Annotated in this window: 24 protein-coding genes and 1 tRNA gene; 22 read left to right on the top strand and 3 right to left on the bottom strand. The window is 40.3% G+C overall.

Translation table 11 applies throughout. The features are described 5' to 3' along the window. Positions 1-2: 2 nt before the first annotated feature. The 21 genes from MSG95_RS00565 (at position 3) to MSG95_RS00465 (ending at position 19,062) form a co-directional block, all read left to right on the top strand. Complete coding sequence (locus MSG95_RS00565) at positions 3-464, top strand: terminase small subunit (protein ID WP_324644892.1); 462 nt, start codon at positions 3-5, stop codon at positions 462-464. Continuing rightward, positions 442-1,893 (top strand): terminase large subunit domain-containing protein, encoded by a 1,452-nt coding sequence (locus MSG95_RS00560; protein ID WP_324644891.1) that lies wholly within the window; start codon positions 442-444, stop codon positions 1,891-1,893. The genes MSG95_RS00565 and MSG95_RS00560 overlap by 23 nt, the downstream gene beginning before the upstream one ends. Then, positions 1,893-4,133: a portal protein gene (locus MSG95_RS00555; RefSeq protein WP_324644889.1), complete on the top strand. Its 2,241-nt coding sequence runs from the start codon at positions 1,893-1,895 to the stop codon at positions 4,131-4,133. Before MSG95_RS00560 ends, MSG95_RS00555 begins: the two co-directional genes overlap by 1 nt. Beyond that, positions 4,114-4,920, top strand: a complete 807-nt coding sequence (locus tag MSG95_RS00550) for a hypothetical protein (RefSeq protein WP_324644888.1) — start codon at positions 4,114-4,116, stop codon at positions 4,918-4,920. The genes MSG95_RS00555 and MSG95_RS00550 overlap by 20 nt, the downstream gene beginning before the upstream one ends. A 6-nt stretch (positions 4,921-4,926) precedes the next feature. Beyond that, positions 4,927-6,126 carry a P22 phage major capsid protein family protein gene (locus MSG95_RS00545; protein WP_324644887.1) on the top strand — a complete coding sequence of 400 codons (1,200 nt, stop codon included), beginning with the start codon at positions 4,927-4,929 and terminating at the stop codon, positions 6,124-6,126. A gap of 37 nt (positions 6,127-6,163) precedes the next feature. Continuing rightward, positions 6,164-6,598 carry a hypothetical protein gene (locus MSG95_RS00540; RefSeq protein ID WP_324644885.1) on the top strand — a complete coding sequence of 145 codons (435 nt, stop codon included), beginning with the start codon at positions 6,164-6,166 and terminating at the stop codon, positions 6,596-6,598. A gap of 3 nt (positions 6,599-6,601) precedes the next feature. Then, positions 6,602-7,237 carry a hypothetical protein gene (locus tag MSG95_RS00535; protein ID WP_324644883.1) on the top strand — a complete coding sequence of 212 codons (636 nt, stop codon included), beginning with the start codon at positions 6,602-6,604 and terminating at the stop codon, positions 7,235-7,237. Then, the gene (locus MSG95_RS00530) at positions 7,221-8,615 is read left to right on the top strand and encodes a packaged DNA stabilization protein (protein WP_324644881.1); all 1,395 of its coding nucleotides are present in this window, start codon (positions 7,221-7,223) and stop codon (positions 8,613-8,615) included. The genes MSG95_RS00535 and MSG95_RS00530 overlap by 17 nt, the downstream gene beginning before the upstream one ends. Before the next feature lie 2 nt (positions 8,616-8,617). Beyond that, positions 8,618-9,016 carry a hypothetical protein gene (locus MSG95_RS00525; RefSeq protein WP_324644878.1) on the top strand — a complete coding sequence of 133 codons (399 nt, stop codon included), beginning with the start codon at positions 8,618-8,620 and terminating at the stop codon, positions 9,014-9,016. After that, complete coding sequence (locus tag MSG95_RS00520) at positions 9,003-9,335, top strand: hypothetical protein (RefSeq protein WP_324644876.1); 333 nt, start codon at positions 9,003-9,005, stop codon at positions 9,333-9,335. Before MSG95_RS00525 ends, MSG95_RS00520 begins: the two co-directional genes overlap by 14 nt. After that, complete coding sequence (locus MSG95_RS00515) at positions 9,332-9,772, top strand: GNAT family N-acetyltransferase (RefSeq protein WP_324644874.1); 441 nt, start codon at positions 9,332-9,334, stop codon at positions 9,770-9,772. The genes MSG95_RS00520 and MSG95_RS00515 overlap by 4 nt, the downstream gene beginning before the upstream one ends. An 8-nt stretch (positions 9,773-9,780) precedes the next feature. Beyond that, positions 9,781-10,428 (top strand): DNA transfer protein p32, encoded by a 648-nt coding sequence (locus MSG95_RS00510; protein WP_324644872.1) that lies wholly within the window; start codon positions 9,781-9,783, stop codon positions 10,426-10,428. Positions 10,429-10,437: 9 nt separating this feature from the next. Further along, positions 10,438-11,814: a hypothetical protein gene (locus MSG95_RS00505; RefSeq protein ID WP_324644870.1), complete on the top strand. Its 1,377-nt coding sequence runs from the start codon at positions 10,438-10,440 to the stop codon at positions 11,812-11,814. A 39-nt stretch (positions 11,815-11,853) separates the two neighbouring features. Then, a complete protein-coding gene (locus tag MSG95_RS00500) occupies positions 11,854-12,339 on the top strand; it encodes a CC0125/CC1285 family lipoprotein (protein ID WP_004712169.1) in 486 nt (161 codons plus the stop codon). Between the two features lie 116 nt (positions 12,340-12,455). Next, positions 12,456-12,629 carry a hypothetical protein gene (locus MSG95_RS00495; protein ID WP_001010500.1) on the top strand — a complete coding sequence of 58 codons (174 nt, stop codon included), beginning with the start codon at positions 12,456-12,458 and terminating at the stop codon, positions 12,627-12,629. Between the two features lie 150 nt (positions 12,630-12,779). After that, a complete protein-coding gene (locus MSG95_RS00490; RefSeq protein WP_324644864.1) occupies positions 12,780-13,406 on the top strand; it encodes a glycoside hydrolase family 104 protein in 627 nt (208 codons plus the stop codon). A gap of 1 nt (position 13,407) precedes the next feature. Continuing rightward, a complete protein-coding gene (locus MSG95_RS00485; protein ID WP_324644862.1) occupies positions 13,408-15,657 on the top strand; it encodes a hypothetical protein in 2,250 nt (749 codons plus the stop codon). 58 nt (positions 15,658-15,715) lie between these two features. Continuing rightward, positions 15,716-17,941 (top strand): hypothetical protein, encoded by a 2,226-nt coding sequence (locus MSG95_RS00480; RefSeq protein WP_324644861.1) that lies wholly within the window; start codon positions 15,716-15,718, stop codon positions 17,939-17,941. Positions 17,942-18,016: 75 nt separating this feature from the next. After that, entirely contained in the window at positions 18,017-18,304 is a 288-nt protein-coding gene (locus MSG95_RS00475) for a phage holin family protein (RefSeq protein WP_000397631.1), read from the top strand. Beyond that, positions 18,297-18,746: a lysozyme gene (locus MSG95_RS00470; protein WP_324644858.1), complete on the top strand. Its 450-nt coding sequence runs from the start codon at positions 18,297-18,299 to the stop codon at positions 18,744-18,746. Before MSG95_RS00475 ends, MSG95_RS00470 begins: the two co-directional genes overlap by 8 nt. Before the next feature lie 124 nt (positions 18,747-18,870). Beyond that, positions 18,871-19,062 carry a hypothetical protein gene (locus tag MSG95_RS00465; protein WP_005119941.1) on the top strand — a complete coding sequence of 64 codons (192 nt, stop codon included), beginning with the start codon at positions 18,871-18,873 and terminating at the stop codon, positions 19,060-19,062. Between the two features lie 81 nt (positions 19,063-19,143). On the opposite strand, the gene MSG95_RS00460 is transcribed toward MSG95_RS00465, so the two are convergent. From MSG95_RS00460 to MSG95_RS00450, 3 genes are all read right to left on the bottom strand, one after another. Then, positions 19,144-19,220, bottom strand: a tRNA-Arg gene (locus tag MSG95_RS00460). Between the two features lie 102 nt (positions 19,221-19,322). Next, positions 19,323-19,946, bottom strand: a complete 624-nt coding sequence (locus MSG95_RS00455) for a hypothetical protein (RefSeq protein WP_004700471.1) — start codon at positions 19,944-19,946, stop codon at positions 19,323-19,325. 144 nt (positions 19,947-20,090) lie between these two features. Further along, positions 20,091-20,777: a putative quorum-sensing-regulated virulence factor gene (locus MSG95_RS00450; RefSeq protein ID WP_004700472.1), complete on the bottom strand. Its 687-nt coding sequence runs from the start codon at positions 20,775-20,777 to the stop codon at positions 20,091-20,093. Positions 20,778-21,027: 250 nt separating this feature from the next. Between MSG95_RS00450 and MSG95_RS00445 the strand changes: the two genes are divergently transcribed. Then, entirely contained in the window at positions 21,028-22,257 is a 1,230-nt protein-coding gene (locus MSG95_RS00445) for an alpha/beta hydrolase (RefSeq protein WP_004700474.1), read from the top strand. Positions 22,258-22,259: the final 2 nt, after the last annotated feature.

Here is a 22,259-nt window from a genome sequence, read left to right as displayed (position 1 = left end):
TAATGGAAGAACAAATCAAAGGCGCAGAACCCCTTGAAGACGAACGCCATGAGAAGTTCTGCCAAGAATATATAGCAAATCCTAAGTTAAGAATATCTGAGGCAGGAGAAGCAGCAGGATACGAGCATCGTCAAAATGCTTGGGCTGTATATAAGCGTCAGGATGTTCAGGATCGGATTGCTTATTTAAATTTAGAACGAATGGCAGACCTTCGCGTTGATCAATACATGGTGATTAGAAACCTTAGAGACATTGCAGAAAGAGCAATGGAAGAGGGCGAGTATTCCGCTGCAAACAAAGCCAACGAATTGCTTGGTAAGCATATGAATATGTTTACAGATAAAGTTCAGCACGAACATTCAGGGAAAGTTGATATTAAACAATTAGCCGATGATGACTTAGATAAGCGCATCAAAGAGCTTGAAAGTAAGGTAATGCAAGATGACAAGAGAGGAGAAGCTTGAGTACTTAGCATTACTTGAAGAAAAAGCAAAGCGTCTTAAAAGAGATCGTTATAAAACACTTGGCGATAAGCTCTACCCATTTCAGCGCGAATTAGTCTGGGCAACCAAAGATTACTCTCAAGTCATGCTTATGGCAGCAAACCGTGTCGGTAAAACCATGACTGGCACATATATGGATACGATTCACGCATTGGGGCAATATCCTGATTGGTGGGATGGTCATGCGTTTGACCAGGCGCCTTTGATGTGGTTGCTTGGCTACTCAGGTGAAAAGTGTCGTGACCTCTTGCAGACTCCAATCTTCGGGCGTCGAGTTGAGAATAATTGGGTTGGTGGACTAATCCCGCCTGAATACATTCTTGATCATGAATCAATGACAGGCACTACAAACGCAATGCGGACAATCTATGTTCGTCATGGTGGCGGTGGTGATGTTCAATATCAATCGTCGAAAGTTCAGTTCTGGTCATACTCTCAAGGTCAGCATGCCCTGATGGGTGACTCATTGGATTGGTATCACATCGATGAAGAGCCGCGCGATCAAAACATTTTTCCGCAGGTTCTGACACGTACTGCAACAGGTGATGGTGGTAATGGTGGTCGTGGCATTTTAACGTTCACACCAGAGAATGGGCGAACCGATCTCGTCATTCAATTTATGGATACTCCAAGCGCCGGTCAATATTTGATTAGCGCAGGTTGGGACGATGTCACTCACTTAACCGAGCAAACAAAGCAAACATTACTTGCATCATATCCACCACATCAAAAGGAAATGCGTACTAAGGGCGTTCCGATGCTTGGCCATGGTCGAATCTATGACCTGAGCGAAGAATACATCACCTGTGATTCATTTGAGATTCCAGACCACTGGATGGTGATCGATGGGATGGATTTCGGTTGGGATCATCCACAGGCACAGGCTCAGCTTGCGATTGATATGGATACTGAAACGATCTATGTCACGCATGCGTGGAAACAACGCCATGTGTCACCAGATGAAGCGTGGGGAGCCACAAAGATTTGGTCAAGCGATGTTCCAACTGCTTGGCCTGCCGATGGTCATCAAACTGAAAAAGGCTCAACCAAACAGCAGAAATCTTACTACGAGAAAGCTGGGTTCAATATGCTTGCAAATCACGCAACATGGCCCGACGGTGGGAATGGTGTCGAAGCTGGGTTATTCGAAATACTCGATTTGATGCGCAAAGGCAAGTTCAAAGTATTTCGTGGTCTAAGAGCATTTTTTGATGAATTCCTCCAATACCACCGTGATGACAAGGGGCGAATCGTCAAGACTGGTGATGATGTATTGGATGCTGTGCGTTATGCATACATGATGCGTCGTTTCGCAATTAGAAAAGGCCTAGTTGGTAAACCAACACAAGCCAAACCAATACCACTTTCAAGACGTGGCGGATGGATGTAATGACTAAAGAAAAAGATCAAGATTCTATCTTGGATGAGATTAAGAAAAATCTCAGATATGCCGAAGATTATTGGCATGATAACTACGAACGTGGTGTTGAAGACAAAGAGTTTATTACGGTAAAAGGTGCACAGTGGGAAGATGGTGCGGTTGCAAGACGAACAGCGGAAGGTAAACCAAGTTTAGAATTCAACCTTTGTCGTGCTTACTGCCGCCAGCAGATCAACACACAACGTCAAAACCGTGCGCAAGTTAAAGTCGTTCCGGTTGACAATGGCGCTGATGCGGATAAGGCAAACATCATTGAAGGTCTAATCAAAGACACTGAAGAATCGAGTGATGCAGAATCAGCATATGATCAGGCCGCAGAAAATGCCGTATATGGCGCAATTGGCTTTTTTCGTATTGTAACCGATTACGTTAGTGAGCTTTCATTCAATCAAGAGCCAAGATTCATGACGGTTCACAACCCTCATGCTTGGTATATTGACCCACAGTCTAAAGCACTAGATGGTTCAGATGCTCGTTGGGCAGTAGGTGGTGAATGGGTTGATAAAGACATAATCCAAGATAAATATGGTGCCAATGCTGTAGTTGACTTTGCTATGTCTGAATATTCCGACTGGTGCAATACTGAAGATAAAACCGTTCTAATTGTTGAGTACTTCAAGATAGAGGAAGTTTCAGATGAGCTTTGGATGCTTGAAGATGGAACGACTAACTATAAATCTGTATTACTTGGCGAATTTGGTGTAAGTGAAGATGAGTTAAAGCCGCTTGTTACTAATTTCCGGCCAACCACGAGAACTGAAGTTAAGTGGTACAAAGCTTCGGGTTCAGAGGTACTTGAGGAAACCGTATTCCCAGGTAAATATATTCCAGTAATTCCAGTTTATGGCGAAGTGACTTATATCGGTGAAGAGCGCTATTTACATTCACTTGTGCATTTTGCAAAGGATCCACAACGTCTTTATAACTACTGGAAATCGACAGAAGCGCAAATCTTGCAAAAGAATCAAGACGATATCCTTGTTGTTGATCCAAAAGGTGTGTCAGGGCATGAGGAGGAATGGCGTGATCCGTCAAAGTTTGCTGCTGTACATTACAAGCATATTGACGAGAGTCAACAGCCGATCCCAGCACCTTATAGAATCGGAGCAGCACAGCCACCAGTTGGTGTTTTGAATGCCGCAGAATCTGCAAAAGTTGCGATTACAGACATCTTGAATATGCATGCACCTATTATGGGTGGAGACAGTCAAGAAGTATCTGGTGTAGCAATTGGGATGCGTCAACGACAATCAGAGACAGCACAATTCCATTTGCAAGACAATCTAAACAAGTCCATTCGTCATGCTGGACGCATTTTACTTGGGTTATATCAAGCACTTTACACAGTCCCGATGGTGCGTCGAATCATTGGCGCCGACGGTGAGGCAAAACAAATCAACCTGTTTGATAAAACGGCTGATGGTGTTTTGGCTGATGTGACCATTGGCCGTTATGACGTTCGCATGGATACAGGCCCAAGCTTTAATACGCAACGTGAGCAAAACTTTGCATTGATGATGCAGTTGTTGAGCATGAATCCGCAGTTGTTTAGCTTAATTGGTGATATTTTGCTTCAAAACTCACCACTTCTTAATGCTAAAGAAATCTCTGAACGCATTCGCTCTACTATGCCGCCTCAAGTGCTTGGCAAAGGTGAACAGATTGATCCTGAACAAGCCAAAGCACAAATCCAGCAACTTGATCAGCTGGTTCAGAAAATGACAGCTGACATTGAAATGCTGCAAAAAGAAGTAAATGACAAAGACAAAGAGCATCAGCTCGAAATGTTCAAAGCTCAATTGCAGTATGAAAAAGATATCCAAGTTGCACAGATTAATGCAGCAAGCCGTGCTGACGTGCAAGAGCTTAAAGGTGCAGTTGATTTGATGAAGCAGCAAGTTGCGTCAATTGGTCAGATGCCTGCCAAGTGGATGCAAACAGGAGAGGGTGTAGATAATTATGCACCTTCCCCACCAACAGATTTACCTTCGCAGCCTATTGAGGAAGAGCAACCCATAGAGCCAGCGCAAAGCATACAAAACCCTGACATTGATCAGGGTTTTTTAATGCCTGAAGAAAATGCTCAACCCCTCGCTCTCGATCCTGATCAGATTGAGGAAAGCGCAATGATCAACGAAGGCAATTTATTGCCACAGATGGAGCAGGACAATGGATCCGAACAATTCTGATACTCAAGACATCGTAGAAACAGCTACTACGGAAAATAACAGCGAAGTAAGTCAAGAGCCAGAAGGCCAGCAGGAACCTGAGCAAACCTCAGAAGTTGAACAAACAGAAGAGGAAAAAGCAAAGTCGGCAGCAGAAGCCGAGGAAAAGAAGCGAAGCCGAGCTAAAGAGCGAATTGAGCGCTTAGCACGTGAAAATGCTGAGCTACGAAAGTTCAAAGAAGAAGCCGAAGCTAAAGCTAAACAGCCAGCACAGACTGATGAAGCACCAAAGGTTGAGGACTTTGAGGATTACTCAGAGTTCCAACAAGCTCAACAAGAGTGGTTCATCAAGCAGGCTGAACAACGTGTTCTAGACAGACTAAACCAAGAGAAATCATCACAGCAAAAAGTTCAGGCCGAAGCTGAATACCAAACTGCAGTTGCAGAGCTTGAAAGTGAAGGAGTGGATGTGAATGGGCTAATTGAGAAAGCAAATAACTTACCTCCATTGCCCGTAACTCTTGATCAATTTGGTTTGCCAATTAAAGACACTTTGGGTTTAGCCCAAAAGCTCATTGAAGATGAGGACCTTTATTACGAGCTATCTCGAATGAACCCTTATCAAGCCGCAATGAAAATTGGGCAAATCATCGGCTCTCAGAAAGCTGCTACAAAGGCTCCAAAAGTTCCAAATGCTCCAAAACCAATTAATCCAACGTCTGCAAATGCGCCTGTCAAACGTGATGTGGCGAAGATGAGTGATGACGAATGGTTCAAACAAGAAATGCAAAAACGTAAACAGGGGTAAACCTATATGGCGAATACAATTTTAACGCATCAGATGATTGCACGTGAAGCAGCGAAGATGCTTACTGAAGAATCACCTTTCATTGCTAATATCAACAAAGGACGCCAAGACGAGTTTGGTGTTGATGTGCAGGGTTATAAAAAGGGCGATTCAGTGGGAATCAAGGTCCCTACTGCTGGTCGTGTTTATAACGGGGCAGTTTATGCTGAAGGTGGTGCTGGTTCTGATGTATTGGAGAAAGAAGTTTCATTAAATCTTGATACCCAAAAGCATGTTGGTCTGAAGTTTGGTGCTAAAGAAAAACTTTTGGATATTACAGATTTTAAAGAGCGTATTTTGCGCCCTCAGATTGTTACACTTTCATCTGTAGTTGAAGCTGATTTAATTTCAAAAGGCATTAAAGGAACGTCAAACGTTGTGACAATGCCTGCCAACACTCCAAGTCAGGGTTTGGCTCTGGCTCGCGGTAAACTCAACCAGTATTTGGCACCACCATCTGATCGTACAAGTTTAATTAACTCTCCAGCGAACATTGCGCTTTCAGGTGAAGTTTCAAAAATGTTTAACCCGAAAGTTGAGTCAGATAAAGCCTATCTAGAAGGCTATATTGGTCGTGCTTTCAATTCTGACGTCTATGAACATCAATCAATTGGTGTCCATACAAATGGCACGGCAGCTGGAATTACAGTTAGTACTACTGCTGGCCAAACCGGTGGATCTATCACCATGGTGGCTTCAACAGCAGGTACGGTTACTAAAGGGACAATTATCACAATTGCTGGAGTTTTTGCAGTACACCCATTGACTGGTGCCAATACAGGTGTATTGCAACAATTCGTTGTAACAGAAGATACCTCTCTTAACGCAACAGCTGCCCCAGTAAAAATTTACCCTGAAATCATCACAGCACAGCCTGGTCAAACGGTAACTGCTGCACCAGCTGCTTCTGCTGCTGTAACTGTGGTTTCTACTAATGGCGCTCAAAACTTAATGTTCCAGAAGGATGCATTTACAGCTGCATTTGCACCACTGCCAGTATTGGCCTCTTGTGAAGGTTACACAGCTCGTTTACCTAACGGTATGTCAGTTCGTGTCATGACGTTTGGTGATGGCTTGAATGACTTGGAAAGAACACGTATTGACGTTTTATATGGATTCACTGTCGTTCGTGGTATCCATTCATGCCGTATTTTCCAAGCACCATAAAAATAGGGGCTTCGGCCCCATCCTTTTGGAGTAAAAAATGAATTATCCGAAGATGCTCTATAAGGGCGATAAAGTTAACTTTGAATATGCAGTAGCCGAAACTAATGAACATGAAGATCAGCTAAAAGAACAAGGCTGGATCGAGCATTCAGAGCTTGGTGAACCCATCCAAGAAACGAATACTATTAAAGACGCATCAGGCAGCGATAAAGAATTAGTTTCATTAGAAGAATATGAAGCAATCCTGAATGAGCGAAATGAGGCTCTTACCAAAATTACAGAGCTTGAGAAAGTAATCAAAAAAGGTTCAGCCGAAAATATCGAATTGCACCGCCAACTTCGCACAAAAGAGTTAGAAGGCCAATCAGCAGATGACCTCAAGGCAATCCTGAATGAGCGTGGTGTGACATTTGGTGCCCGAGACTCTAATCCTGAACTTGTTCAACTCGTCCTAAAATCTGAGCAGGAATAATCTATGAACGTCAGTGAGATTGTGACCGGAGCAATGAAACGTGCGGGCATTTTAGCTACAGGTGAAAATGCTTCGGCACAGGATCTTGCAGACGGAATTGATGCTTTAAAAGACCTTTTAGCACAGTGGGCAACAGATAACCTTCTAGTTTACAAGGTTGAAGATTTAACACTAAACCTAAATGGAGTTTTTAAAGTCTCACCAGATCCATTAGATAATCCGGACCTATTAGCAGCAATATCACGTATTCCCCAAATGGGGACGCTAGACAATCGGCCTGTTGAGATAGTGCGCGATCTTAATATTAGCGCCGACTATCCTCAAGTTACATACAAGGTATTAGGGCAACTGTGGGAATTTAGTGGAAAAGGTCTTCTATGTTTCAAAGCATTTACTATGCCTTTTGAACTAAAACCTCATGATGAGTTAAACATTCCGCCAGTATACGAGCGAGCATTAAAGCTCACACTTGCGGTTGAAATCTGCCCAATGTTTGGTGTTGAGCCACTTCCAACCTTGCAACTAAAACAGACTGAAGCATTCAATATGCTAAAGAACAGCAATGTAACGCCCTTGTATGTAAAAAACGATTTACCTGTTGGTGTAGGAGTTCAGTACTGTTATGGCGACTATTATTGATGTTCCTTTCGTTGGTCAGTCTTATCATTTGAAAGACTGGGCAGTCGACTGCCAAAGAACATTAAATCTTTACCCCCAATCTGTTGAAAGTGGTAATGCTCCACAGGTTTCTGCATTACTACCAACCCCCGGTTTAATTGCTAAATATGAGCTATCTGGACCAATCCGTGGGCTTTTTCCAACTAGCATAGGACTTCTTGCAATTGCAGGTTCAAAACTATACTTGATTAATCAAACTGCAGAGTTAATCAGTGATATTCAAGGGAATGGGATTTCCTACTTTGCTAATAATCGGTTAGATATTCTTATCGTAAGTAATCCATATACTTATACTTTTAACATTGCATCAAAAGAGCTAAAAATTTTAACTGGTGGTGGTTTCTTAGGTGCTGAAGATGTAACTTTTCTAGATTCACGCTTTATTGTTTTAAACCCTAATTCTGATCAAATCCAGTGGTCAGGTCTATTAAGTACCGAATTTTCCGCCTTAGGTTATGCTACTGCAGAAGCAAGCTCTGACAAGTTGGTCCGAATATTCACTCAAAATGGACAATTATGGTTAATAGGTGAGAGAACAACTGAAATTTGGCATAGCACAGGCAACGCTGATCAGCCATTTTTACGTGTATCTGGTGCTTATATCAACTGCGGTTGCATTGCAAAGAACTCTCTAGCACAGTTTGGGACTGGTTTAATTTGGCTTTCACAGACTGATGTTGGACAAGGACAGGTTGTATTAACAGAAGGTTATCAAGTCAAACGCATTTCAAATCACGCCATGGAGCAAGAGTTTGCAACTTATGAACGCCTAGACGATGCAGTTGCATATTCATATCAGCAAGAAGGGCATTCCTTTTATATGCTCTCTTTCCCTACCGCTAATAAAACATGGTGTTTTGACGGCTCGACTGGTATGTGGCATGAGCGAAGTTATTACAATTTAGATGCCCAGCATGAGAGACATAGGTCTCAAGTACATTGTTTTTATAAAGGTAAACACTATGTTGGTGATCATACGAATGGGATCATTTATGAGTTAAGTCTTGATGCTGAAACTGACAATGGTCGGTTAATTATGCGAGAGCGCATTACCCCTGTCATTAATCCTCAAGCACAACGTCTAATATTTGATGAATTAGAAGTTCTTATACAAGCTGGGCAGAAATCAAATCGAGAGCCTATTGTTATGCTTGACTGGTCAGATGATCATGGACAGACATGGTCTTTTGATCGTCAAGAGACACTTGGGAAAGTTGGGGAATGGAACAAAAGATTGATATTTAGACGATTAGGGCAAGCATTTAATAGGGTTTTCCGACTGCGTTTAACTGATTCAAGTAGATTAATTATTTTAGGCGCAAAGGCTAGGGTGAGATAGAAATGAAACTAAGCACTGCCATTGAAATTCCTGCGACTCAGATGTTCAATAATGGAGTCATGGATCAAGCATGGTATATGTTTTTCTATGCCCTTAGCCAAAATGCGAGTAAGGGCGAGGAAATTGATACAGGCCAACTACTTCAACTTTCAAGTCAGTTACCCGCTGTGACAGTATCCAATGAAGTGCTTTCTGATATTGATGATTTACAGCGGAACATTCCCATAAGTCCAACTGCTCAAAGCGAAGATATTCAACCGATGCCAACTGCATCGGTTTTTTATTTTGAGTCAGACAATATCTTTCCAACAACAAACATCTGTTGTGATGACAAGCTTTATCCCTTGCCAACTGTACAGATCACTAATGATATGCAGGTAATTATAAATGGCACTAATTAACTACACTCAAGCAGTAATTCCTCAAACTCTTCCAGCTGGTGATTTCCTTGCTTATACGGTGCCTGCAAACACAGTAGCGCAGGTTCGAGCTTCAACGTTCTATAACAAATCAGCAGCGCCTATCACGCTTAAAGTTTCAGTTGTTCCGAGTGGTGCCAAGCTGGGTGCTCAACATCAAGTTGCTCAGAAAAATATCCCAGCAACAAGCAGCTATTTAAATCCTGAAATCATTAACCATGTGCTTAAAGCTGGTGACAAACTCTATATCAATGGTGAAGGGCTGAATGCGTATATATCTGTAATGGAACAGGTCACATGATCACTGTAAGGCGTGAAAAGTGGATTGACTGTATAGTTCAGATTATGCCGCTTTGCCAACAGGTGTTTGACTTGGAAGAAGCTAAATTTACTGGTTTGCAATTAGACTTTGACATTGACCTATATCAAGCAGTTGAAGAAGCGGACCGATTGCATTGTCTAGTTATGCGTTCAAATGGAATGCCTGTGGGTTTCCATTGGATTTTCATTACTCCAATGCTCCGACATAAAGGGTTATTTCAAGCACATACAGATGCAATTTTTGTAGATCCAAAATATCGAAATTACTCAAACAAACTAATTGAATTTTCTGAGCAGTACATAAAAAGATTGGCCTCTTTTTGGACATTAGCAAATCTAAAAGCAGTAGATCGTGAGCATGTCTGGTGCAGAAAAGGATTTGAGCCAATTGAAACAATTATGTTTAAGAAATTATGAGGTGAACCATGTCATTTATTGGTAATGCCGTAGGATCAATCACTGGTTCAAACAAGCAGGCAAAAGCCGCACAAGAAGCTAGTAATCAGCAGTATGAGGCTACTAAATACGCTACTGACCAACAAAAGCAAATGTTTGATGAAGTACGTAAAGATCAGCAACCCTATATGCAAGCTGGCTATGATGCACTCAAACAGCTTATGGGTGGAATGGGACAGAATGGGCAATTCATGCAAGCATACAATGGCCAAGATATTTATAACGACCCAAGTTATAAGTTCCGCTTAAATCAAGGCTTAGATGCTGTGCAAGGAGGAGCGGCTGCACAAGGTTGGTTGCTAAGTGGTGCAACACAGAAAGCACTTAATGACTATGCCCAAAACTTTGCTAGTCAAGAATATCAGAATGCTTACAACCGATATAACGCAGACCAAACTAACCAGTATAACCGGTTATCTAATCTTGTTGGTTTAGGGCAAAGTGCTGCTGCTGGTGTTGGTAATGCTGGTATGCAAACAGGGCAAGCTATTGCTAACAACACCATGGCTGGTGCAAATGCTCAAGCTGCTGGAACAATTGCTGCTGGCAATAAAACAGCAAATAACTTTAACAACTTACTGGGTATTGGTACTGCTGTAGCAGGCATGTTTATTTAAGGAATTGTTATGGCTATTGATCCAAGCATCATTACGAATGCAACACTACAACAGCAAGCGCAGCAAAATGAAATAGGCAATAAACTTGCAGGGCTAACAGGTGCTCTTGGGCAATTGGTGCTTGGTCGCAAAGCTCAACAAATGAGCCAACTAGCTACTCCACAAGAACAGCAAGCCTTTGCCAATAATTCTATTTTCTCACCTTATTTGAATAGAGTTTTAAAGGCAAACCAACTTACAGCGCAAAAAAATGCAATTGACCTTTTAAAGGCCCAAGCAGAAATTGGTAAAACTAACAGTGAAGCTACAAAGAATAATGCTCAAGCAGGTGGATTTACTTTAGATAACTCTACGAAGAAGTTTGGAGCAATTCAAGATGTAATGCAGCAAGCAGCTATGACAGGCGACAAAGGTCAACTTTTGCTTGGCTTGGATGCTTTACAAAGAACTGGAACTATTACTCCTGATGACTACTCGCATCACTCATCGCTACTTCAGGCTATGACTCCTGATGAAGTGAAAAACTATGCAAGAGGCATAGCTTTTACTAATAAGGATACAGCGCCATTCCTTTACCAGTCTGCAAATAATGCTGCTGATAACGCTACAAGTCGTGCTAATAACCAGGCAACAGTTGATGCATCACGTTATGCAACTGATACAGCAGCATCAACAGCTGATAAAAATCGTGAACAGCAGTCGCAACAGTTCAGTCGTGAACAGCAGTTGCAAGAATGGTTGGCAAAGAATAAGCCAATAGATACCCAAGTTGGGAATGATGGTTATTTATATGCCATCTATCCAGGTGGTAAAGGAGTTAGGATTTCGGATCAAAAAGGTAATCCAATCCAACCTCAGTCTAAACGAGATGGTAAGCCACAAATCAGTGACCAAGCATTAAAATCAGTTAATGAGATCAATACTAATCTTTCAACTGCAACACAAAATACTCAGAAGATTAATAGTCTTATTTCAGATATACAAAGTGGTAAGCTGAATTTGAGTGCAGCAAATCAGTTAGGTGCGAAGGCTAAAAACCTTGTTGGTTTGTCTGATGAAAATAGCCGCGGAGTTGAAAACTTCCAGACTGCACTTAATCAAGCTGTTAATGATGTTTTAATGATGGCAAAAGGCACACAGACAGAAGGCGACGCACAACGTGCTGCACAGGTTATTGCAGCCAATCCACCGCGAGATAATGCTGCAGCTTTACAAGTGCTTCAACGATTAGCAGCAGTTCAGCAAAATACTATTTCTGCCCTTAATCAAAATATGAATAGTATTTATGACAATTATGGCGTTTCTAGACCACAACCTAAAACACCACAGGCTGTGAAATCAAATGCAGATAAAGCAAAGTTGAATAACATTCTGTTTGGTCGTTAAATATGCTATAAAATCCCTCATCAAGGTGGGGGATTTATTATGAAGTTTTTTTGTTTAATACCAATAATTTTATTATCAGCTTGTGCTACTAGTTATCAAAGTAATGGTTTAACTGGCGGTTTTGAAGATACCGAGTTATCTCCAGGATATTATCGTATAACTTTCCGTGGCAACGGTGTTACATCCAGAGAAAAAGTAAATGAGTTTGCTTTATTAAGAGCATCAGACTTAATGTTATCAAGAGGATGTAAAAGCTTTCAGGTTTTAAATGGTAAAGATACAGTGAATACTTCTTATGTTGATTTGCCACGTACAACCTCTACTAATGCAAATGTATATGCCTATGGTAATTACGCCACAGCCAATGCAACCACCACCACTTATGGTGGTGGATTGCAAAGTGTGCATAGAGCAAAAACAACATTAGATGCGCGCTGCATTAATGCAGAAGCCGATCCATCTCAAAATATCTTTGATACCAATTTCATAAATCAAAAGCTTAAACAGAAATATAGAATTAATTGATTTAATTAAAGCACCCTAGTGTGCTTTTTTAATACCAAAAACAAAACCCCGAGAGTTCACAGCTCTTGGGGTTTTTGTTTCTAACCCACAAACCAGACTTGAGGATCAGAACATAGATGAATTTTAACCTAAATTTACAGGTTGATAAAGTGATGAACAAACTTTCAAGCAGCAAAGTATTAAGGGTGTGGACTTACATCATGGCTTTTGTATTTTTAATTGGAATTTTGATTTGGCAAGCAGCACCAATATTGACAGCAACTTCTAAGTTGATTGAGGTATTAAAATGAAAGAAAAATACAATTGGTGGGATGCATTTAAGTCATCACTCATAATTTCCATACCAATTCTAATCTGGAAATTACCAGAAATCATTGCAGCGATTAAAGCCTAAAAGCCGACCCTTAAATGGTCGGTTTTTTATTGCCTGAGGAAAAGATATGGCTACATCACAGCAGCTAATGCAATTAATGAATAATCCAAATGCAAGAAAAATGCTTGATTTGATTGCAGCAACAGAGGGTGTGAAATATAGCTATAACACTCTCTTTGGCAACCAAAAGATTGATGACCTTTCTTGGCACCCAAACATCAAAAAACCTTTTACACAAACTGATGGGCAGGTTAAATACACAACTGCTGCAGGACGCTATCAATTCCTTAAAGATACATGGGATGGAGTAGCTAAACAGTATGGACTCAAAGACTTTTCCCCACAGTCACAGGATCTTGGTGCCTTAGCTCTACTAGCTCAGAATGGTGCATTGCCTTATGTTTTAAAGGGTGACTTTAATACTGCAATTAAAAAATCTGGTAGTACTTGGGCATCGCTACCAACATCGCCATATGCGCAAAATAAACGCTCTTGGGATTTTATTGATAAGCAACTTGGTTCAACTACAACCAGACCGCAATCATTTGAACCAGATTTTATAGATTTAAAAAAAGTTGGAATAGGCCAAAACTTCCAACCAGAAATGGTTGATCTTGCAAGTGTAGGAATCGGGCATAAAACAGAATTTCAGCCTGAATTTATTGATCTAAAGTCAGTTGGTATTGGTGGATAATATGGCTAGTCAAAACGATATTTCTGCACGTATTGATGCAGCAAGGAAAGCTGGATTTAGTGATGATGATATTTACTCAACATTAGCTAGCAATCAAGGATTTAGCTCACGTATCTCTATGGCAAAGAAGGAAGGCTTTAGTGATGAGCAAATTGCACAAACACTTGGCTTGAAAGTTCAAAAAGACCTTGGGATGCAACAACCAATTAAGGTATCAGCGACTCGCCAACCTTTTGACTGGAAAGCAGCACAGCAAAAGTCTATGCAAGATCAAGCTAAGAAAGCAGGCCCTACACAGATGTGGGAGTCTGCACTACTTGGAGCATCAGATCTAGGGGCGGGCATTATGCAAGGTTTTGCGTATGCTGGCGATAAGTTAGGACAAGGCCTTAACTCAGCTTTAGGGACAAATTTTGACACCAATGCTTATAAGCGATTCACAAACCAACGCCAAGATATTGAAGACTTTCAGCAGGCCAGAAGACAGCAAAATGGACAGGGTTTTGATTGGGCTCGCTTAGGGGGACAAGTTGCTGCTACTGCGCCACTTGGGGCGTTGGGCCGTAGCTATCAAGGTGCAAACGTATTGTCAAAAGCAGGCGCAGGAGTAGCAGCACAGAATGCGGCTGTTGGTGCAGCTATCGGCGGTGCAGGGTTTGCTGGTGACGCTAACCAACGTCTAGATAATGCGGTCTTAGGTGGTATTGGGGGCGCTGCCGGTGCAGCAGTTGGTGAAAAGGTTGGTCAAGGTATTTCAAAAGCTGTGAATGCGGTTCGAAATACAGGTCCACAAGCAGCACAACGCACAGCACAAGCAATTGATAAAAGTCTTGATGATGCACTGCGTCAACAAGGTATGTCACTTGGTGAATTATCAGATGATGTTGCTAATGGCTTGCGTAAAGAAGCCGCTGATGCATTGAAATCTGGTAAAAACCTTAATCCAGAAGCTGTAGCTAGAAAGGCTGTCTTGGACCAAGTAGGAATTAAAGGTACTAAAGCACAAGTAAGTGGGAACGCACAGCAATGGCAAAAAGAAGCTGAGTTGGCAAAACTTCAAAATGTTGGCGCACCATTACGAGAGAAGTTTATTGATGATAATAAACAGCTTGCAAGCTTGTTGGATAGTGCTAATGCAAGAACGGGTGGCAAAGCAACTGATCAATACGGGGCAATGCAAAATGTGTTATCTTCTGTTAATTCGCAACTTGATCAGAACAAGCAGTTTATCAATGCAGCTTATGAAGCAGCAAAGAAAGCTCCTGGCAATGATGTAGTCATTGATGGGCGTGGCTTTGCTAATGATGCGTTTACCGCGCTTGAAAATAACTATGCAGCTTCTAGTTTGTCACCTAGTGTTCAGAAAATCTTAAAAGACATAGCTGATAACCCTGACAAGTTCACTTTAGGAAAGTCGGAAGAATTAGTAAAAATTCTCAATAGAGAATACAAATCTTCACTTCAAATGGGACAGCCTACCAGTTCAACATATTCAATTGGTTTGGTGCGTGATGCCTTAAATGGTCGCCAAGCTGAAGCTATGCAAGGCCTTTTATCTGGTGGTAATGACGCAGCAAAAGCGTACCAGTTTGCGCGCCAAGCAAATCAATTTAATGCAAATCAGATAGAGGGCATGCCACTCTTACAAGATGCTAGAAAAGGTGTTGAGCCAGACAAATTGTTTAATCAACATATCTTAAATGGAAATGTTAATGAATTGGCTCGTACTGTTGATTTGCTCAACAATGTCAACCCACAAGCCGTTTCAGATATTAAGCAACAAGTTTTAGAGTTCATTGCCAATAAGGCAATTAAACAGAATGGCCAATTTAGTCCAGCTGGAATGAAGAGTGCACTTGATGGTATTGGTGATCGAAGACTTTCAATTTTGTTTGATTCATCAGAATTGAAAAATATTAAGAACATTAGCAAAGCCGGTGAATACTTGGTTATGCAACCTAATCATTCCTATGTAAACAATTCAAATACTGCTTCAGCAACGATGAACAAGTTAATGGATTTCTTTGGGAATTCTAAAGTTAAAGCGGTTATGAACCTACCATATCTAAAAGATTATGTAGTTGATCCAGTTGCCAACTATGGGAGTACTAGGTCTGTAAATAAGGCTTTCCAACCAGATATCTCTGGGGCTCCATCTACACCTATAAAACCTTCACCACAACAGCAATCGCTAATTGATCGGCTTGTACAGGCTGGATTAATTAGCGGAGCATCTGCTGCAACTCAATAAACTAAACATCAATACATAGCCACCTAAATAGGTGGCTTTTTTATTGCGAGAAAGAAATATGGCATCACTACTTTCTGCGGTACGAACCCGCTTTTTTGACAAAAGCAACAAGCCTCTTGCTGGTGGGAAGGTGTATACCTATGAGGCCAATTCCACAAATCCGAAAGTTACATGGTCAGATGAGGCGCTGACTGTTCAAAACACTAACCCTGTACTTCTTGATAATGAGGGAACAGCCTTAATTTTCTTCTCTGGGAAATACCGTTTTCGGATCGAAGACAAGTATGGAGCTTTAGTAGAGGACAACCCATCAGTAACCAGTTTGGTGGGTATTGATGGGGTGACTTCAGATATTGTCTCAACAACCATTGTAGACAGCCCAAATCAAGATGATTTCAATAAAAAGGCCGTTACAACAGTTGAATCAATCGCTGACTTGAACAACTTGGATAAATGGGATGGGCGTACTATTTATGTAAAAAATATTGGAACTTATACATATTTAAATGAAAAATGGCAGTTAAAAAGTAAAGATTTTGATTACACGCCTCTGTCGGTTTTGATGGGTTCTATTGATGATAATCAAGACGTTTCAGCAGTTATTGAAGCATTACCAGATGGCTCAAACGTACTTATAGACCTGAACTGTAATATTGCTGACGTGGATATATCTGCGAAAAATATTAATCTAAAAGGCATACAAGCAAAATGGATGAAACTCACAGGTGTAAAAGGCCTTCAACTCAATGGCTCAAACTGCAATGTAGATGAATTATACATCGATACAAACGGTAAAAGCTACGGCATCGTAGAAAGTGGCATTGATAATACAATTCAAAATGTCAAATTTAAAGGAGATGTTGGACATTACATTATATCAATGGGGGTGCGTCCAAAAGTTTTGAAATGTGAGCACGCAAAAGGCTATTCGCAAATCACACCATTCGTGTTTAGTGGTGCAACAGATTTTTTAATTGAAAAATGTTTACTTGATGAATACACGGGTTTTGGTATTCAGGCGCGCTGGTGCGATGGTGGGCGCATGAAAGATAATATTTCAAATGCACTATTCACAACAAAAACGGTCAAAACAACTTCTTCAAAAACATATACGATTGATTTAGGTCGCCAACATAGCCGCTTCGGTGTAACTGTAACTAATGCATCTAATGAAGAAATACCTGTTCCTTTTAATATCTCAAATAGCGGCAACATTTATACAGTTACGCTAGACAATACCCCCGCTTCTGACCGTACTCTCAAACTCTATGCCACAGATGCACTTGAATCATATCAAGTGAACAGCGGTTGTGTTGATGTCGTCGTTCAAGATAATACATCGAATGGGTCGGGTGATTCTAATATCGTCATTGGTTGTGACTATAGATTTGATGGTACAAACTGGATTTTAGATCCTGCAAATGTTCAAGAATCGGACGAGCCGCGAGAAGTACGTGTCTTAAATAATACTTGTAATGAAGCGCTTTATGCGTCTATTGCAGTCAATCACGGACAAGAAAATATCAGCATTGTTGGTAATTTCTTAGAGCGTGCTGCTCTTTGTTACGACAAAAACGGTGCATTTAATACAAACATTTTAATGAGTGTAGTGGGTGTTGTGGATCAAAACACGTTTAAGAAAACGGGTACAACTGTTAAAAATAACATCACATCTTTACGTTCAACATCTAAGAGCAACAAGGTGGGTGAAGCAGGGCTTGTAATTGGTTCGCGTAATAACTTTTCAAAGTCGGGCGCAGCATTTGAAAATAAATTTTATTTCGCAGCATCAAGTGAAGCGATCTTTAGACGTCAGGGCACGATAGTTGAAGGTAGTTATTCAAGCATTGGTAATGAACTGCAAACAGCATTTGAAGCCGCTTTTGTTGGAAATATGCCTGTCGCTACAGATAACTTTACTTTCAGCAATGCCAACGGGTTTCTGAATAAAGACACTGTGAATAATGTAGGAGGTATTAATAGTGTCTATATTAACGCAGGCACAGTAATTGATATTGCAGCAAAGGCAGGACTGCAACGAAAATTAAGTAACAAACTCATTCGTGTGAGACTTTTTTGCTCAGGCAAAGGTCGTATTTCATTTTTCCCAATATTTAATGGTTCGAGTTCATCAAATATTGGTATTGATGTCAATGAACAGGGGTTTGCTCAAAAAGAAATTTATTTTCCTGCGCCAGATTTAAGTATTTTTTTACTGCGCTTAACTTCTAATGCGGAGCGACTTTACATTCAAGATATTGATATAAGCTACTTATCTACTTAATCACACACCAAACCACCACAAGCCCTTTGCTTCAATAGCTTAGGGCTTTTTTGTTGCCGAAATTAGGGGGAAGGCATGGAATTTTGGAAATTCATTCAGGAGTTTCTACAAACTTTTGGCACAGCAATCACTTCATTTTTTATGGGGTTCATTATGGCTTATTTCCGAACGAAGAAAAAACTAGGTAAGGCTGATTGGGCAGAGTCCATTATGTGTGGGCTTTTTTCAGTTGGTGTCTGGTCTTTACTTGAGTGGCTAAATGTCCCGCAGATTGTATCTGTTGGTATCGCTTCTGGCATTGGTTATATGGGCACTCATTTTGTTAGCAACTTAATTGAAAAGCGAGTGAATAGAAATGAGTAAAACCACAAGCAATGCAGGGCTAAATCTCATCAAAGGTTTTGAAGGTAAGCGTCTTAATGCTTATGATGATGGGGTGGGTGTTTGGACAATTGGCTTTGGAACCATTAAATATCCTAATGGTGTCAGAGTTAAAAAAGGTGACACCTGTACAGAACAGCAAGCCGAAACTTATTTGAAAAATGATTTAACTAAGTTTGAAGTAGCTATCAATAAACTTGTTAAAGTTTCCCTAACTCAAAACCAATTTGATGCTCTAGCATCTTTTACTTATAACCTTGGTGAAACCAATTTAGCCAATTCAACTTTGCTTAAATTACTAAATAAAGGTGATTATCAAGGCGCTGCTGATCAATTCCTTGTCTGGAATAAGGCAGGCGGTAAAGTCATGAAAGGTTTAGTTCGTCGCCGAGAAGCAGAGCGAGCACTCTTTTTAAAGAAGTAACTTATATGTGTAAGCGTACCAAAGTTGCATCAATCATCACATTGCTGTGCTTAATCTTCTCAGGTTGCACAGCTCACACTATAAATAGTAATGTGAACGTCTCGATTTGTGTAAGGGCTTTGTGATGTCGCAAGTCATGATCATGGTTTCGGAAGCGGGCAGGATGGAAAATACTTGCAATCTACCCGCTGATTTAGATAAGAACGGGAATGTTCTTAAAATCTATGACTACTCATTAAAAGAGTTGACCATTAATTTAGATGGCACTGTGACTTACAATGGCAAAAGATGGACCTTTGATAAGAAGCAAAATTAGGTCAAAAACCTGTGGATAAAAAGCGCATTACGCCAAATCTACGCCAAAATATATATAAGTTATTGATTTTATAAAATAGATTGGTGCGCCCGGCGGGGATCGAACCCACGACCCCAGGCTTCGGAAACCTGTACTCTATCCAACTGAGCTACGAGCGCACATGTGTGGGGCACATCATAGGAAAAAAACACCGTTAGGTAAAGCACGAAATACATACCAAGTGAGTTTAATGCTTATTTAAACAGCAGCTTGTTCTATTTTTAGATGGGTTGCTGAATAAGCTGAATTGAATAGTTAATAGATTGAAGTGTCTTTGCTAGCTCATGAGGGGGAATACGTGACTCTTGTAAGTGAGTAATCCATTGCATTTGACACATTTTAAGTTCTTGAAGTGTTTTGATTTGCTCTATTTTTTGAATAAGGGGTTTTGCCATAAGGCCACAGAACTGACCTAAGCTTTGTTTCATTAATAATTGTATTTCTTCAAAAGACAGTTGCTGAACTGGAATAGATGGCTGGTCATTGTCTATATTTGAAGAAGTTACAGACGTTGATTGAGGAACCTGAATCTCTCCAACTAAATCGTTACTTTTATTCTCATCAATATTTTTCTGATTTACTTCATTTGATGTTATAGATGACTCTTGCATAGATGTTTGCTCGGTCAACTCTGAGTAACTTTCGTTAGAAGTAGCAATGAGTTTTAAATCAATCAGTTGTTGAATCAGCTCTGGAGGAGCAATACGCTTTTTAAACTCGCTATTAAGGCTTTGAAAATCTTCATGATCAATGAGTAGAAGTAAACGTCTTTGTTTTGCATTTAACGTGATATTACGTTGTTGAAGCGCAACTCTTCCCAAATTGGTTCGATAAAAACCAGACATTGTATTTCCCCAATATAAAAATGAAGCAGACTGTTTAATTTTTATCAAACAGCACTGTTCTTAATAAAATATAAATGGGGTTAAAGATAAAACTCAAAAATGACAATATGATGAAGAATTTATGAATATCATCTATTTAAGTCTTTAAAATGCACTTTCTAATGCCTTACGTAAATAGACATCAAGTTCGTCTTGACGTAGAAGCCATTGAATATAATCTTTAGGCAGTTCAGCAATTGCTGTACCTTTATGCTTACCAAAGTTCATAGTCGTGGGGATACGGGCTTCTTCAGAAACTTGGTAAAGTTCTTCAATATCTTGAATATTTAAATGATAGATAATATGCATCAAAATATTGGCAGTTAAAATAATATCGGCATCGGCACGGTGTGCACCTTTGAGTAATTCTCGTGCTTTACTACTGCCTTGAGAAATCATATAAATGAGTGCAGAAATATTATGAGCTTCTGCATCTGGCCAAGCTTTGCGTGCTAAAGCTAAAGTACAAATTGGTTTTATATGAGATACATCAACGCCACAACGAGCAATAGCTGCAATATCATAATCAATGTTGTGACCAATAATATAAGTTGTGCTATCAGGTAATTTAAATGTTTTATAGTGAGGCTGGTTTTCTAGGTCAGACTCCAAGATATGATGCACCGCCATCGCAGCATAAGAGATCGGCGTTCCAACCTGATAGAGCTGATCAAATAATTTGCTTTTATCTAAAGTCAGTTTACCTGCATTAAGTTCAATGGGAGCGTATGCAATTTCAATAGGCAAACCATTTAGTGTATGAGTTTCTGTATCTAAAATAATGGCTTGCATCTTTTGAACCTTTAAACAATTACAAGTAACCGTCAATGTTAACAGTTGACTAGCGACTTTAAAACATAGATTAAGGTGAGATATAGCTATGAAATTTAATTTATGTTGAAAAGTAGAAAATCTCGCCACTTATTTTGATTAAATATCACTTGCGAAAAATGAAGATTAGGCGTAATTGTTTGTAAGACATTTAAAATGTTCATTAAAAACTAAAGCACAACAAAAATCGAATTTAAGGGAAGATATACCAATGAAAATGAAACTGTTCATGACCAGTGTTCTTAGCACAAGTTTATTGTTGACGGCATGTGGTGGTGGAAGTAGTGATGACAGTCCAGCGACTACTGATCCATCTGGTACACCAGCCAATAATATTCAAAATCCAGTGGTTAAAGTTGATGCTTACACAAGTACTAACTTAGGAGCGGTTGCCGCTGAAAGTAGTATTTTGACTTATAAAATGTTAGGCCAAAGTGGACAAGAGGTTCAGGCGACAAGTTTAGTATTTACACCGACGACACCACCACCAGCAGGCGGTTGGCCAATTGTGGTTTGGGCTCATGGTACGACAGGGGTTGCAGATGCATGTGCACCAAGTAAATCGGCATTAACAGATAGTACTAAAGATTTAATTAGTAAACTTCTTGCGGCGGGTTATGTCGTTGTCGCTCCTGATTATGAGGGTTTAGGAACCCCAGGCATACATCCATTCTTAAATGTTAAAAGTGAAGCTTATTCAATTACGGACGCCGTGGTTGCAACACGCAATTATTTATCTCAGCGTAATTTATTAACTTCGAACAAATGGGTCACTGTAGGTCACTCTCAGGGTGGGCATGCTGCATTGGGTGCTGCACAATATGCAAGTCGTGCACAGCTAAACTATAAAGGTACAGTAGCGGTAGCACCAGCTTCAAATCTAGGATTTATTTTAATTGCAGGTGAACAAGCCGTTGCCAATGCAACTTTGGATAAAAAGATCCCAATGTATGCACAGCTTGATACATATACTGCTTTAGTTACAGCTGGCATTCGAAATACACAACCAAGCTTTGATTATTCGCAGGTATTTACTTCACAAACCGCAAGTACTGCACAGCAGGCGGAAACAATTTGTGCAGGGCCATTGGGTCAAGCCTTTGGTGCAGGTATGACTAAGTATGCTACAGAGCATAATGGAACACTGGATGGATATACGCGTACACAACCTAATTTTATGGCAGTACCTTTAGTTAAAACATTCTTAGATAAAGATTCTCAACCTTTACAGGCAAAAGTCACTACCCCGATTATTATTTATCAGGGCTTAGCAGATACAACAGTTCCGAAAGTAGCGACTGATATTTTGATATCTAATGCCACTGTGGTAGGTACAAAAATTAATAGCTATGTAACGGGTAACTGGGACCATAATACGGCGATGAGTAGTAATGTAGATAACATTGTTGGAAATGTACAAAACCTATTGTCAGCTCAATAAGG

It is taken from the genome of Acinetobacter sp. IK23 (genome assembly GCF_035615275.1).
Classification (GTDB): domain Bacteria; phylum Pseudomonadota; class Gammaproteobacteria; order Pseudomonadales; family Moraxellaceae; genus Acinetobacter; species Acinetobacter seifertii.
This window is presented reverse-complemented; position numbering and strand designations above follow the sequence as displayed.

Coding starts and splice junctions, on each gene's coding strand:
- MSG95_RS00480 (WP_324644861.1), top strand. CDS start 15,716: ATGGCATCACTACTTTCTGCGGTACGAACCCGCTTTTTTGACAAAAGC.
- MSG95_RS00510 (WP_324644872.1), top strand. CDS start 9,781: ATGTCATTTATTGGTAATGCCGTAGGATCAATCACTGGTTCAAACAAG.
- MSG95_RS00555 (WP_324644889.1), top strand. CDS start 1,893: ATGACTAAAGAAAAAGATCAAGATTCTATCTTGGATGAGATTAAGAAA.
- MSG95_RS00470 (WP_324644858.1), top strand. CDS start 18,297: ATGAGTAAAACCACAAGCAATGCAGGGCTAAATCTCATCAAAGGTTTT.
- MSG95_RS00530 (WP_324644881.1), top strand. CDS start 7,221: ATGGCGACTATTATTGATGTTCCTTTCGTTGGTCAGTCTTATCATTTG.
- MSG95_RS00475 (WP_000397631.1), top strand. CDS start 18,017: ATGGAATTTTGGAAATTCATTCAGGAGTTTCTACAAACTTTTGGCACA.
- MSG95_RS00445 (WP_004700474.1), top strand. CDS start 21,028: ATGAAAATGAAACTGTTCATGACCAGTGTTCTTAGCACAAGTTTATTG.
- MSG95_RS00485 (WP_324644862.1), top strand. CDS start 13,408: ATGGCTAGTCAAAACGATATTTCTGCACGTATTGATGCAGCAAGGAAA.
- MSG95_RS00545 (WP_324644887.1), top strand. CDS start 4,927: ATGGCGAATACAATTTTAACGCATCAGATGATTGCACGTGAAGCAGCG.
- MSG95_RS00515 (WP_324644874.1), top strand. CDS start 9,332: ATGATCACTGTAAGGCGTGAAAAGTGGATTGACTGTATAGTTCAGATT.
- MSG95_RS00565 (WP_324644892.1), top strand. CDS start 3: ATGGAAGAACAAATCAAAGGCGCAGAACCCCTTGAAGACGAACGCCAT.
- MSG95_RS00540 (WP_324644885.1), top strand. CDS start 6,164: ATGAATTATCCGAAGATGCTCTATAAGGGCGATAAAGTTAACTTTGAA.
- MSG95_RS00505 (WP_324644870.1), top strand. CDS start 10,438: ATGGCTATTGATCCAAGCATCATTACGAATGCAACACTACAACAGCAA.
- MSG95_RS00560 (WP_324644891.1), top strand. CDS start 442: ATGACAAGAGAGGAGAAGCTTGAGTACTTAGCATTACTTGAAGAAAAA.
- MSG95_RS00525 (WP_324644878.1), top strand. CDS start 8,618: ATGAAACTAAGCACTGCCATTGAAATTCCTGCGACTCAGATGTTCAAT.
- MSG95_RS00450 (WP_004700472.1), bottom strand. CDS start 20,777: ATGCAAGCCATTATTTTAGATACAGAAACTCATACACTAAATGGTTTG.
- MSG95_RS00455 (WP_004700471.1), bottom strand. CDS start 19,946: ATGTCTGGTTTTTATCGAACCAATTTGGGAAGAGTTGCGCTTCAACAA.
- MSG95_RS00500 (WP_004712169.1), top strand. CDS start 11,854: ATGAAGTTTTTTTGTTTAATACCAATAATTTTATTATCAGCTTGTGCT.
- MSG95_RS00550 (WP_324644888.1), top strand. CDS start 4,114: ATGGATCCGAACAATTCTGATACTCAAGACATCGTAGAAACAGCTACT.
- MSG95_RS00495 (WP_001010500.1), top strand. CDS start 12,456: ATGAATTTTAACCTAAATTTACAGGTTGATAAAGTGATGAACAAACTT.
- MSG95_RS00520 (WP_324644876.1), top strand. CDS start 9,003: ATGGCACTAATTAACTACACTCAAGCAGTAATTCCTCAAACTCTTCCA.
- MSG95_RS00535 (WP_324644883.1), top strand. CDS start 6,602: ATGAACGTCAGTGAGATTGTGACCGGAGCAATGAAACGTGCGGGCATT.
- MSG95_RS00465 (WP_005119941.1), top strand. CDS start 18,871: ATGTCGCAAGTCATGATCATGGTTTCGGAAGCGGGCAGGATGGAAAAT.
- MSG95_RS00490 (WP_324644864.1), top strand. CDS start 12,780: ATGGCTACATCACAGCAGCTAATGCAATTAATGAATAATCCAAATGCA.